The sequence below is a fragment of the Burkholderia sp. Ax-1724 genome, assembly GCF_011752995.1.
Classification (GTDB): Bacteria; Pseudomonadota; Gammaproteobacteria; order Burkholderiales; family Burkholderiaceae; genus Paraburkholderia.
Genome location: NZ_VWWL01000049.1, coordinates 1 through 12,269, shown reverse-complemented (window position 1 = coordinate 12,269; position 12,269 = coordinate 1). Strand labels below are relative to the sequence as shown.

The 12,269-nt window shown below is 65.3% G+C and carries 10 protein-coding genes, 1 pseudogene and 1 riboswitch; of the genes and pseudogenes, 8 read left to right on the top strand and 3 right to left on the bottom strand.

Translation table 11 applies throughout. The features are described from left to right. Nucleotides 1-442: 442 nt before the first annotated feature. On the bottom strand, nt 443-1,183 hold the full coding sequence (locus F3J19_RS32130; protein ID WP_167050501.1) for a CbtA family protein: 741 nt from the start codon (nt 1,181-1,183) through the stop codon (nt 443-445). An 11-nt stretch (nt 1,184-1,194) separates the two neighbouring features. Next, complete coding sequence (locus tag F3J19_RS32125; protein WP_167050499.1) at nt 1,195-1,416, bottom strand: CbtB-domain containing protein; 222 nt, start codon at nt 1,414-1,416, stop codon at nt 1,195-1,197. A 42-nt stretch (nt 1,417-1,458) separates the two neighbouring features. Beyond that, nucleotides 1,459-1,602, bottom strand: a riboswitch (cobalamin riboswitch). Between the two features lie 56 nt (nt 1,603-1,658). Between F3J19_RS32125 and F3J19_RS32120 the strand changes: the two genes are divergently transcribed. The 6 genes from F3J19_RS32120 to F3J19_RS32095 all read left to right on the top strand — a co-directional run bounded on the left by F3J19_RS32120 (nt 1,659) and on the right by F3J19_RS32095 (nt 8,157). After that, nucleotides 1,659-2,288, top strand: a complete 630-nt coding sequence (locus F3J19_RS32120) for a histidine phosphatase family protein (RefSeq protein ID WP_167050497.1) — start codon at nt 1,659-1,661, stop codon at nt 2,286-2,288. Nucleotides 2,289-2,486: 198 nt separating this feature from the next. Continuing rightward, complete coding sequence (locus F3J19_RS32115; RefSeq protein WP_167050495.1) at nt 2,487-3,212, top strand: MarR family transcriptional regulator; 726 nt, start codon at nt 2,487-2,489, stop codon at nt 3,210-3,212. A gap of 6 nt (nt 3,213-3,218) precedes the next feature. Beyond that, entirely contained in the window at nt 3,219-5,321 is a 2,103-nt protein-coding gene (locus F3J19_RS32110) for an FUSC family protein (RefSeq protein WP_167050493.1), read from the top strand. A gap of 51 nt (nt 5,322-5,372) precedes the next feature. After that, nucleotides 5,373-5,582: a DUF1656 domain-containing protein gene (locus F3J19_RS32105; protein ID WP_167050491.1), complete on the top strand. Its 210-nt coding sequence runs from the start codon at nt 5,373-5,375 to the stop codon at nt 5,580-5,582. Further along, the gene (locus tag F3J19_RS32100; RefSeq protein ID WP_167050489.1) at nt 5,579-6,586 is read left to right on the top strand and encodes an HlyD family secretion protein; all 1,008 of its coding nucleotides are present in this window, start codon (nt 5,579-5,581) and stop codon (nt 6,584-6,586) included. The genes F3J19_RS32105 and F3J19_RS32100 overlap by 4 nt, the downstream gene beginning before the upstream one ends. Further along, nucleotides 6,583-8,157, top strand: coding sequence for an efflux transporter outer membrane subunit (locus F3J19_RS32095; RefSeq protein WP_167050487.1), 1,575 nt, complete (start codon nt 6,583-6,585; stop codon nt 8,155-8,157). The genes F3J19_RS32100 and F3J19_RS32095 overlap by 4 nt, the downstream gene beginning before the upstream one ends. Nucleotides 8,158-8,331: 174 nt before the next feature. On the opposite strand, the pseudogene F3J19_RS32090 reads toward F3J19_RS32095, so the two are convergent. After that, nucleotides 8,332-8,597: pseudogene (locus tag F3J19_RS32090) on the bottom strand (2Fe-2S iron-sulfur cluster-binding protein). A gap of 341 nt (nt 8,598-8,938) precedes the next feature. On the opposite strand from F3J19_RS32090, the gene tssI reads away from it, so the two are divergent. Next, nucleotides 8,939-11,662: a type VI secretion system tip protein TssI/VgrG gene (tssI, locus tag F3J19_RS32085; protein WP_167050485.1), complete on the top strand. Its 2,724-nt coding sequence runs from the start codon at nt 8,939-8,941 to the stop codon at nt 11,660-11,662. Nucleotides 11,663-11,689: 27 nt separating this feature from the next. Next, nucleotides 11,690-12,269, top strand: a 580-nt coding sequence (locus F3J19_RS32080) for a VRR-NUC domain-containing protein (protein ID WP_167050483.1), incomplete at its 3' end; no start/stop codon positions are given.

Sequence of the window (12,269 nt, the reverse complement as noted above, 5' to 3'; positions counted from 1 at the left end):
CCGCATCAAGCGCCCACACTTATCGGCTGTTGGTTTTTAAAGATCAGTCCACAAACTCACAGCACCCAAACCACCCGGCACCGCTTCGTTCGCGTCGCTGCGTCTGCAGCAGAGAAACGAGATTATGCTGACCGCCCCGCATCACGTCAAGACCCTTCTCACAATTTCTTTTAAAAAAATCGAAGAGCTTAAAAATCGAGCACCATGGCATCGAATTCAAATTAGTTAGCCATCCGATTTAATTTGCACCGGGAGAAGCAAAGAACATGGATTAGAAGATTAGGTAATTGGCGAAAAGCGACCTGAGGAGCTTTTCCACAGAAAATGTTCGCAAGCCTGTGGATAACCACTCCACAATTACGCCAAGTCATTGAAGTAAAACCATTCTTGCGCGTTGCGCGCGAAGCATGACCGCTTTCGCGGTCATGCATTGCCTTCAATCTCAGGCCGACCTCATCGTTACGCGCGCATTCGTACGCATGAATGCACTGCGCTCGACCAGCGCGCCAAACAGCAACCCGATCGTCGCCCACATGATCACCTGCATGCCGATCGCGACGACGCGGAACTTCCACAGCAGCACGGCCGGGAAAGCGGCGGGCACTTCATTGATGACCGGCATCGACAACTGCACGGCCGCGATGATCGCGACGAACACCAGGCCTGCCACGATCGAGCCATTCCACGCGCCGAGCTTCGCAACCGCGCGGCGGCGCACCTTCAGCGCAAACACCATCGTCACGAGCGAAATGGCGATCATCAGGAAGAACAGCCCCGTGCGCATGCCGATCGTCTCGGGATCGCCGACCGATGGCGGATTCGCCGGATACTTGATATTCGGCACGATCACGAGCGCGATGAAGGCGCCGAGCGCGAGCCATGCGGACAACGCGCGCACGCTCAATGCACCCGCCCGTCCATAGGCGTACGCAAACACAAGCGAGAACAAACCACCGAACGCCGCACCATACGTCACGACGCCGGTCAGCAGACCGAGACCCGCCTGCGTTTCGCGGCTCACAAGTTCGGGCTCGGGAGCTTCGCCGCGTGCGGCCGCCGCTTTTTCTTCGAATGAAATAGCCTGATCGACCTGCGGCTCACCCGCGAGTCTCGCGAAGCTGAATGTGAGCAAGCCCGCGACAATGCCCGCGAGCATCCCGCGCACCAGTAATTTGCCAACCATGTCGGACTCCGTTAGTGGCAGGGAAAGCCAAGCAGATGGCGGCCGTCGTGCACGAACTCATGCACGTACATGCCGGGGACCAGCGAAGTAGCCCCCTCTTCCGCACCAACGAAATAAAGCGCGAGCAACAGCAGCAAACCGCCGAATACCACCCACGGCAGCAGTTCGCGCAAAGGAATCGGAGTAGGCTCGGCCGCAGGTTGCGCGGCGGGATCGAAAACGGCTTCGGCCATGATGGATATCTCCTGGGGGTAACGCGCCCCGAAAGTCGATGACATAGGAATGGTGCGAAGCACAGGTCTGGCTTTCGGCTCTTGCTTGCAAACCGATTACAGTGGCGCGACCGCGCCGGGCTCTCACCGGCTTCCATGCTTCGCGGAGCCCTTATTCTACGCGCTAAACTTCGGCCTTCATGAAAGCTTCGGCCACGTTTGCAAGCTCGCGTGGACAAACGGCAGCATCGGGAAAGCACAGAATGGATACGCGACTGCTACTGATAAGCCACGCGGCGACGGCCTCGCAACGCGCCGGCCGCTTCCCTTCCGACGACCCGCTCGACGCGCGCGGCACCGCCGAAGCGCAAGCGGCGCGCGCCCGTCTGGCACTTGCGCACGAGGCTCGCGTCTTCACGAGCCCGGCTGCCTGCGCGCGCGATACGGCTGCGGCGCTCGGCCTGAACGCCACACCCGCCGCAGCGCTAGCGGATATCGACTACGGCGACTGGCGCGGCCAGCGCCTCGCGGATCTCGCCAATGAAGCGCCCTTGCAACTCGCCGCGTGGACTCGCGACGCCGACACCGCGCCGCCCGGCGGCGAATCGTTCAGCCAGCTCGTGCAACGGATCGGCGCATGGCTCGACGCACCGGACGGACCCACGACATCGGCATCGACATGCAACGCGGCAAACCCGGCACCGCCAGCCGCATCGCCGCAAACACACACGGTGCTCGCCATCACGCACGCGCCGCTGCTGCGAGCCGCCATCGTGCATGCGCTCGGCGCATCCGCACAGGTATTTCCTCGCATCGAGATCGCTCCGCTGTCGGTCGTCGAATTGCGCCACTCGCGGCGCGGCTGGACATGGTGGCCAGCCGCCACTCGCTGACGCGAACGCGGCATGCGAAACATACGGCTTCGCTCCCCTGCTGGCAGCCCCGCCGCCGCATCCGACACCATCGGAAACACGTCCCGTCCCCCTCCGTTTAACGCGACTGTCGCATTCGCGCCGCAGACTCTCCCGGCACGGCGCGAATTTCCGATTCAATAGTTTGCTAACGAATATCAAGGAAATACAATACCTGCCATGCCGAATCTTGATACCCTGCGCCGCACCGTCAGCAGCACGCTGGTCGTCGCCGCCAGAAAGTGGCGGCGCACGAGTCATGGCGTGCTGGCGGCCTTCAACGTCTCCGAAGCGTGCGCGACCCCGCTTCTGACCGCGAGCAGGCTCGGTTCGGCAGTGCGCCAGGTTACGCTCGCCGATCACATCGGCATCGAAGGCCCTTCGCTCGTGCGGCTGCTCGATCAGTTATGCGCAGCGGGCCTGATGCGCCGCGAGGAAGATCCCGAGGACCGCCGCGCCAAAACCGTCGCGCTCACCGACGAAGGCCGCGCCGTCACCGCGAAGATGGAAGAGGAGCTGGTCACGTTGCGCGCCCAGGCGCTCAAGGGCCTGTCGCGCGACGATCTCGAAGCCACGCTGCGCGTGCTCGATGCGTTCACGACGGATGCCAGCGGCCGCGCCGAGCTCGACGCCGAAGCGGCGGCGAAGCCCGAGCCGCCGCAACGCGGCGCAACGGCCGGACCTGCAGCGGGCACCCGCGCGCCGCTCGAACGCGCCGCGGCCAAGCGCACCACGTCGCCGCTCAAACGCGAACCCGCGCGGCGCGAACCCCTCGCCGTCAAACTCGGCAAGACCGGCAAGAGCGCGGCCCCAGGCGCCGGCAAGGCGCACGGTACGGTCAAGGCACGCAAGCCCACCAAACGCGGCGTCCGCGCAACGGCGCCACACAACGCCGGGGCCGCGTAACGGTCTATGGCCTACCCTTCCTTTCGCGACTGGCTGTTCTCGGTCAAGACGTTCTTCGCGGCAATGCTCGCGCTCTACATCGGACTCGCGTTCCAGTTGCCGCGGCCGTACTGGGCGATGGCCACCGTCTATATCGTGTCGAACCCGTTCGTCGGCGCGACCCGCTCGAAGGCACTCTATCGCGCGCTCGGCACTGCGCTCGGCGCGGCGGGCGCGGTGCTGCTCGTGCCGCCGTTCGTCGAATCGCCGTATCTGTTCAGCGTGGTCGTCGCGCTCTGGACCGGCACGATGCTCTACCTCGCGGTATCGGACCGCACCGCGCGCAGCTACGTGTTCATGCTCGCGGCCTACACGATGCCGATCATCGCGCTGCCTTCGGTGACGAATCCCACCGGCGTGTTCGATCTCGCGGTCAGCCGGACCGAGGAAATCCTCGTCGGCATCGTCTGCGCGAGCATCGTCGGCAGTGCGCTGTTTCCGAGCCGGCTCGCGCCGACCATCATCGAGCGCACCGACGCATGGTTTCGCGACGCCGCGTTCTACGCGACCGAAACGCTGTCGGGCCGCATCGCGAGCGCGGCGATTTCGGGCGCGCGGCAGCGGCTCGCGAGCACGATCAACGGTCTGGAACTGCTGCTGAGCCAGCTCGCCTACGATCACACGCGGCCCGACATCCTCGCGCGCGCACACGAACTGCGCGGACGCATGCAGTTGCTGCTGCCGATCATGTCGTCGCTCGCCGACCCGCTGCTCGCGCTCTACCACAACGGCCAGCACAGCTGGCCCGAAGGACTCGACGCGCTGCTCAAAGACGTCATCAAGTGGTTCAACCAGCCGCTGCCCGCGCCGAGCAAGGGCTATCACCCGGACGAAACCGCCAACGCGCTGCGCGAGCGCATCGCGGCGCTGCGTCCGCCCGCGGCCGCGCTCGCGCACTGGGACGGCGCGCTGCTCTCGAACGCGCTATGGCGTCTGAGGCAGGTTATCGACGTATGGCAGGACTGCCGCTCGCTGCGCATCATCATCGCGCGCGACGAAGGTTCGTGGCGGCCGCACTTCCGTCATTGGCGGCTCGGCGGCACCGAGCGTTTCTACGACCGCGGCATCATGCTGTTCGCGACCGTGTCCGCGGGGCTCGCGGTGATTCTCGCGTGCAGCCTGTGGATCGGCTCGGGCTGGAACGATGGCGCCAGCGCGGTAACGCTCGCGGCGGTGGCCTGCTGCTTCTTCGCCGCGCTCGACGAACCCGCGCCGATGGTGTTCCGTTTCTTCCTCGCGACCGCGGTCAGCGTGCTCGCGGCGGGCGTCTATCTGTTCGCGGTGCTGCCGCACGTGCACGACTTCCCGATGCTCGTGATCCTGTTCGCCGGGCCGTTCATCCTCGTCGGCACGCTGATTCCGCGCCCGCAGTTCAACATGGTCACGGTGCTCGTCGCGGTGAACACGGCGACCTTCATCAGCATTCAGGGCGCCTACGAGGCTAACTTTCTCACCTTCGTGAACGCCAATCTCGCGGGCCTCGCCGGCCTGCTCTACGCGTATCTGTGGACCCGCGTGACGCGTCCGTTCGGCGCCGAATTCGCAGCTTCGCGCCTGCTGCGCTCGAACTGGGCCGACGTCGCACTGACCGCGTCGACGACGCCGATCGAAGACCCGCGCAATCTCGCCGCACGCATGCTCGACCGTCTGATGCAACTGATCCCGCGCCTCGCCGCGACCGACGAGCACCGTCATCCGTCGATCGAGAGCTTCCGCGATCTGCGCATCGCGTTCAACGCGATCGATCTGCGCCGCGCCACGCGCAAGCTCGGCGGCGAAGTGCCGGGCGCGATCGAGCACGTTCTCGACGGCGTACGCAGTTACTACGAGAGCTGCGTCGAGCGGCGCCGCCGCGAGCCGGTGCCGCAGAGCCTCATGGTGTCGATCGACGCGGCGGTCGCGCGCGTCACCGCGCAAGGGCTCGCGAATGCCGCCGCGCCGACCGAAACCTCGCCGACCTCGGCGCGCCAGTTGCGCGACGCGCTGCACGCGCTCGTCGGCTTGCGTCTTTCGCTGTTTCCGGCCACGCTCACGAAGCCGACGCCGACCGAACCGGAGGCTTCCGCATGATGCGCGCCTCCGCTTCCGGCAGCCCGTTCCCACTCTTTTCCAGTTCCCGCGATGATCGGTGAAATCGATATCTTCGGCGTGTTCGTGCCGTCCGTGCTGGTGCTGATGCTGATCGCCTACCTGATCAACCTCGTCATCCGCACGGTGCTCGCGTACGTCGGCTTTTACCGCTTCGTGTGGCATCGCTCCATCTTCGATCTCGGCATCTACGTGCTGGTGCTGGGCCTTGTCGTCGTCGTTTCGCACAGACTAATAACGTGAAAAAAACCTGGTTCTCGCTCGGTCAGATCCTGCTGACCCTGATCGTCGTCGTGGTGGCCGCGCTCGTGCTGTGGAAGCTGGTCGCCTATTACATGTTCGCGCCGTGGACCCGCGACGGACACGTGCGCGCCGACGTGATCCAGGTCGCGCCCGATATCTCGGGGCTGATTTCGTCGGTCGAGGTGACGGACAACCAGCAGGTCAAGCAAGGCCAAGTGCTGTTCGTGATCGATCAGGCGCGCTACGCGCTCGCGCTGCGCCAGGCCGAAGCGACCGCGCAGCAACGCCGCGCCACGCTCGACCAGGCGCGCCGCGAATACGCGCGCAATCGCCAGCTCGGCAATCTCGTCGCGGCCGAAGTGCTCGAGGAAAGCCGCTCGCGCGTCGATGCGGGCGAGGCCGCGCTCGCCGACGCGGACGTCGCGATCGACACCGCGAAGCTGAACCTCGAACGCTCGACGATCAAAAGCCCGGTCGACGGCTATCTGAACGACCGCGCGCCGCGCGCCGGCGAATTCGTCGCGGCGGGCCGCCCGGTGGTGGCGGTGGTCGACATGCACTCGTTCCGCGTCGACGGTTACTTCGAGGAAACCAAGCTGCGCGGCATCGACATCGGCCAGCCGGTCGACATCACCGTGATGGGCGAGCCGACGCCGTTGCGTGGCCACGTGCAGAGCATCGTCGCCGGGATCGAGGACCGCGACCGCACGCAAGGCTCGAATATGCTGCCGAACGTGAACCCGGCGTTCAGCTGGGTGCGGCTCGCGCAGCGCATTCCGGTGCGCATCGCGCTCGACGAAGTGCCTGCCGACTTCCGCATGATCGCGGGCCGCACCGCGACGGTGTCGGTGCGCGATCTGTCGCCGGTCAGAAGGCAGCCGGTGTCGGGTGCGGCGGGAGCGTCGGGCACGGTGGCGGCTTCGGCCGCGCCGGTGGCGCCCGGTTCGGCCGTGGCGGCCGGTTCCGCCGCGTCGGCCGCGGCTGCGTCGGGCGCGTCGCAATGAAATTCGCGCGCCCCTTGCCCTCACTGGCGCCGCGCCTGCCGCTGCGGCCATGGCTCCCGCTGTTGCCGCTATTGCCGCTGGCGGTCGCGCTGAACGGCTGCATCAACGTCGGCCCCGACTACACGCTGCCGAAGCAGGCGCTCGTCAACGCGCCGCTCGCCAAAGGCGCGCTCGAAGGCGCCGACCCCACCCTGACCTCGACCCTCAACACGCCGACGGTCTGGTGGAAGCTCTACGACGATCCGGTGCTGAACGGCCTCATCGACGAAGCGCTGAAGTCGAACACCGATCTGCGCGTCGCGGCCGCGAATCTCGCGCGCTCACGCGAGGCGCTCGGCGTCGCGCAGGCGCAGGGCGGCTTCTCGGGCAAGGCGTCGGCAGCGGTCGAACGCGCACAGGAATCGGCCGAGCAATACCTGCTCTTCGAGAAACTGCCGGTCGCCAACGAAGCCGACCTCGGCATCAGCATCTCGTACGAAATCGATCTGTTCGGCAAGCTGCGCCGCGGCGTCGAAGCGTCCGCGGCGGACACCGAAGCCGTCGAAGCCGCGGGCGACCTCGCGCGCATCACCGTGGTCGCCGACGTCGTGCGCTCGTACGTCGAGCAATGCTCGGCGGCCGAGGAGTTGCGCATCGCCCAGCAATCGCTCGCGTTGCAGAAGCAGCGCGTGGACGTGTCGCGCCGTCTGCGCGACGCGGGCCGCGGCAATCAGACCGAAGTCACGCGCGGTCAGACCCAGGTCGACAACCTCGCGGCCGATATCCCGCGCTACACGGCGCGCCGCAAGATCGCGCAATACCGGCTCGCGGCGCTGCTCGCGCGCGCGCCGTCCGATCTACCGCCGGCCGTGCTCGCCTGCGATCGGCTGCCGCAACTCAGCCAGCCGATTCCGATCGGCGACGGCGCCGCGCTGCTGCGCCGCCGCCCCGACGTGCACGAAGCCGAGCGTCAGCTCGCGGCCTCGACGGCACGTATCGGCGTGGCGACCGGGGCGCTCTATCCGAGCGTGAGCATCGGCGCATCGACGGGCTTCACGGGCATTCTCGAAGACATCGGTACCTCGCCGACCGGGCGCTGGGCCTTCGGTCCGCTGATTAGCTGGACCTTCCCGACCAACGGCGCGCGCGGCCGCATTCGCGAAGCCGAGGCGTCGAGCCAGGTCGCGCTCGCGAAGTTCGACGGTGTGGTGCTGAACGCGCTGCGCGAAACCGAGACCAATCTCGCGACCTACGCCTCCGACTACGCGCGCGCCGATTCGCTGCGCGCGGCGCTGAAGTCGGCCGCGCAATCGGCGGATGAAACGCACCGGCTGTATCTCGCGGGCCGCGAGTCGTTCATCTCCGATCTCGACGCGACGCGCACGCTGACGGCGGCGAAGTCGCAACTCGCGGGCGCCGAGGGCCAGGTGGCAGTCGATCAGGTCAATCTGTTCCTGTCGCTGGGCGGTGGCTGGGAGGTCGGCGGGCAGAGCACGCCGGGCGAAACGCCGGCGCAGCTGAAGGCGACGCCTGTCGCGGCGAAGGCGGCGGCCATGCCGGCGACGACAACCTCGGCGGGCAAGGCACCCTGAATACCGGACACCGCGATTCGCTACGCGGTCACGTCATGTCGGCATGCCTGCAAGGCGCGGCGACGCTTGGGGGATGCATCGGCATCTTCACGGTGATCATCGCCATCGTGGAGGAGGTTCGGTCGCCAGTTGAGTGAGGCGGGTGCGGTGCGGCTTGTCCCGCCTTACCCCGCCCTACCCCATCCGCCGCGCCGCCAGATGAATCGCCGCCCGCACCCGCGGATACGTGCCGCAACGGCACACCACCGGCGTCATCGCCGCATCGATATCCGCATCGTTCGGATTCGGCTTGTGCTTGAGCAGCGCGCAGGCCGCCATCAGTTGCGCGCTCTGGCAATAGCCGCATTGCACGACACGCGCGCACCGCGGATAGCCAAGCCGCAGCCGAACTTGCCGCCCGCCATGCCGAGGTCGCAACACCGCACCCATAGCAACGACATCTCGGCGGCACAGCGCCCCTCGCTGTCTGTCCATTGATATTCGGCATTGCCACGCGGCTCTCCCGAACTTCAAAATTTCAGGATTTCTGACAATTTCAGCATCTGGCGGATCGCGGTCCCGGGCACAGACTTGCTTCGCACGGTCAGGCGGCGGAAGTCACGAGGGCAGGGCGTCTCAAAGCGTTTCAGGAATTTAAAAATCTATTCGCAGTACAGATATCCCTGCCCGATTTGCGGCATCGTGCCGTTGCGTTTCCCCGAGAAATGGAAAACGATCGCAGGTCATACGTTCGGTGCGCCGATACGTTTGCCTGCGCCCTATCCACCACCGGAGAGAACCGATGTACACGCCGCAACAGGTCCGCACACTTGCCCTCACGGGCAAGGTCCTACCCGTGTGGAACGGTGAGCCCGTGGTGTTTCCGGTGAGCCTGCAAGGCATCGAAAAGCTGGGCAAGCTCTACGAATACTCGGTGAAACTGAAGACTCGCGATACGCCGACACTGCGCGCTACCGCGGCACGCGCGATGATTAGACCCGACGAACTCGTGGGCCGCGAAGTCAGCGTGTCGATCCGGTTCGATGGCAAAGGAACTTTCGTTGCGGGCCTGCCGGGCGAGAGCGGTCTCCCGAATAAGGGAGCCGGCTCGCGCGAGATCACCGGCCTCATCACGGACATGGCACTCGCCGGAGAGGACCCGCGTCATGCCTACTACCGCATGACGATACGTCCATGGCTGTGGCTCGCGACACTGAACCGCGACAGCCGCATTTTCAGGAACATGAATATCGCCGAGATCACGAGACAGGTGCTCGATGCCTATCCGTATCCGGTCGATTATCGCCTTGGCGCGCCGGGACTGGCCCAAGGCTGGCCGAAACGCGACTACGTGCGGCAGATGTGGGAGAGCGATTTCGCGTTCCTGCGCCGGATATGGCGCGAATGGGGCATCACGTTTTTCATGGAAGGGCCGACGCTGGTCCTGTGTGATTCGCCCGGCAGTTATCACGCGCATCACAACATGTACGACACGATCCGGTATCAGGCACCCGACGGCGCACGCATCGACGAGGAGCATATCCACAGGTTCGAGGTCTCGCGCGCGCTGACGGCGGGCACCGTCACCCTCACCGACTACGATCCGACGCGCCTCGGCCGAATCCTGCTGTCCGATCCGTTGAACCGCTACGACAACCTGCCTTATGCCGACACCGAGCAGTACGACTGGGGCGACTATTCGCAACCGCTGGCGGGTTCGGGCGGACTGTCGGGAACGCCGAACGACATCGAGGACGAGGCTCGCTACCTGGCGAACGTGCGCGCCGATGCACTGCGTGTGCGCAGTCTCACGGCCCAGGGCCGGGGCAACCTGCGCGGTCTGGCTATCGGGCATACCTTCCACCTCGAAGGCCATCCGGATCAGACCGCCAATGCCGAATACCTCGTGAGCGCCCTGACGCTCGATATCCGCGACAACGACGAGGCCAGCGGCAACGAAAAGCCATACCGGTGTATCACCCGGTTCGAACTGCACCCGGCCAACCGTTTCTACCGCAACCGGCTGAAGAAGAAGCCTCAATGCGGCACGGAAACGGCGATCGTCACCGGACCGACAAACTATGCGATCTGGCCGGACGCTCATGCGCGGGTGAAGGTCCGCTTCGTCTGGGACCGGCTCAGCGAGCGCAACAGCATGGCGAGCTGCTGGGTGCGCGCGGTGTCGCCCTGGCAGGGCATGGAGTACGGGTTTGCCGCGCTGCCGCGTGTGGGTCAGGAGGTCGCCATCAGTTACCACGAAGGCGACCCGGACAAGCCCTATATATCCGGCCGCATGGTGAACCGCACGCAGCTGCCGCCATGGGAACTGCCGAAGAACCAGGCGCTGACGGGCTGGCGCAGCCGGGACCTCAAAGGCCTCGGGGCCAACAGCGTCGTGACCGACGACACGCCCGGCAAACTCCAGGTGCAGGTGACGAGCGATCATGCGAACTCGCGGCTGGTACTCGGCAGCAATACGCGCATCGACGGCAACCGCGGACGGGCCCAGGCACGCGGCGAAGGGTTTGAACTGGCGACCGAAGCGCATGGCGTGGCACGCGCCAATCGCGGCATGCTACTTACGACCGAGACACGTGCGGGCGCGGACGCACCCATGAAGGACATGGGCGAAACGGTGCAGCGTCTGCGGCAGGCGCGCGAGCAGCATGAGGACATGGCGCGATTGGCGCAACGGCACAAGGCGCAGGACGCGCAGATGAACCCGTGCGATGTGACCGCCGGCATGAAGGCGCAGAACGACGCGATCAGAGGTGGCGCAAAAAGCGCGGCCTACCCGTCGCCGGAAATGACGCGGCCGGACCTCGTACTCGCGAGCGCGGCGGGTCTGGCCGCAACGGCCGCCGACAGCACGCATCTGGCAAGCCAGAACGATCATGCCGTCACGGCGGGGCGCGACGTCAGCATCGTGTCGGGCCGTTCGCTATTTGCGTCGGTGCGCGGCGCCATTTCGTTCGTGGCGGCGCAATTCGGCATCCGGCTGTTTGCGGCAAAGGGCAAGGTCGAGATTCAGGCACAGAACGACCAGATGGCGCTCGCCGCGCTGAAAGACCTCATCATCACCAGCACCGACGGAAAGATCGTCATCGAGGCGGCGAGGGAAATCTGGATCGGCTCGCGCGGCTCGTACATCCAGATCAACGGCAACGGCATCACAAACGGCACGACAGGCACGATTCTCGAAAAGTGCGCGAGGTGGAGCAAGACGGGGCCCGACTCCATGCCGCGGCCACTCGAGACTTTCAGGCCCGACTATCAGGCGCGGTACGTCCTGCTCGATCAGAAAAGCGGCTTGCCCATGGTTCGCCATCCTTACCGGTTGCATCTGCCAACCGGGAGAACGCTCAGTGGCATGACGGGCGACAAGGGAGAAACGATACCTGTGTTCGCGCCGGCATCGCAACCGGTGCAACTGCGGGTCAATACCGCGAGGCAGCAGTCCAGAGTCGAGTCGTGGCACCTCGCGGGTGGCGGGACGGAGGTTTTTTCTGACCACATTACTGAATGAAACAGCCGGACAGGAGACCATGAAGTTATGGCAGCACAGATGATTCCCGTTGACACAACAGTGACCATTCGGGAGGACATACCCAAATACGTCCGTCTTCCGCATCAGGCGATGGGTTACCTCGAAGAAAAAATCCGCTCGGCGATGTGGTGGCCCGAGGTACTCCGGGTACAGAGGTCGGATGGCCTCGTGGGAACGAGCCTGCTCAAGCAGATTGCGATGAGCGCGGCGATTCGCGCGGATGAGAGGAAGCATGAGTTCTGCTGGCGGTATAAGGCCGAGGTGTCGTTTGATATGCGGCCGTGGATCACAAATGAATATCCGCCCATACCTTTCCTCAGTCAGACCGATGGGGACATCCCCGGGCGCCGTCACAGCCAGAACCCGTTTCCTCTGCCCGGCAGCCTTGCAGGCGAAGTCCGCCGCCCGGACGTGGTGATCGTCGAGAACGAGGGCAACCGGTGGCCGGGTCGCGGAGCGGTCGATCACGACGGGATGGCGCAGTGGCCGAACCTGCTGAGGCTCGTCGAGGTCAAGTTTCCGGGAGACACCTGGGGAAAGGGACAGGAAGAAGACTATGTAGGGATAGCCGGCGATAACCACCACA

Excerpts from the sequence above, each read along its gene's own strand:
- F3J19_RS32095 (WP_167050487.1), top strand. The coding sequence starts at position 6,583 with ATGAAATTCGCGCGCCCCTTGCCCTCACTGGCGCCGCGCCTGCCGCTG.
- F3J19_RS32105 (WP_167050491.1), top strand. The coding sequence starts at position 5,373 with ATGATCGGTGAAATCGATATCTTCGGCGTGTTCGTGCCGTCCGTGCTG.
- F3J19_RS32120 (WP_167050497.1), top strand. The coding sequence starts at position 1,659 with ATGGATACGCGACTGCTACTGATAAGCCACGCGGCGACGGCCTCGCAA.
- F3J19_RS32110 (WP_167050493.1), top strand. The coding sequence starts at position 3,219 with ATGGCCTACCCTTCCTTTCGCGACTGGCTGTTCTCGGTCAAGACGTTC.
- tssI (WP_167050485.1), top strand. The coding sequence starts at position 8,939 with ATGTACACGCCGCAACAGGTCCGCACACTTGCCCTCACGGGCAAGGTC.
- F3J19_RS32125 (WP_167050499.1), bottom strand. The coding sequence starts at position 1,416 with ATGGCCGAAGCCGTTTTCGATCCCGCCGCGCAACCTGCGGCCGAGCCT.
- F3J19_RS32130 (WP_167050501.1), bottom strand. The coding sequence starts at position 1,183 with ATGGTTGGCAAATTACTGGTGCGCGGGATGCTCGCGGGCATTGTCGCG.
- F3J19_RS32115 (WP_167050495.1), top strand. The coding sequence starts at position 2,487 with ATGCCGAATCTTGATACCCTGCGCCGCACCGTCAGCAGCACGCTGGTC.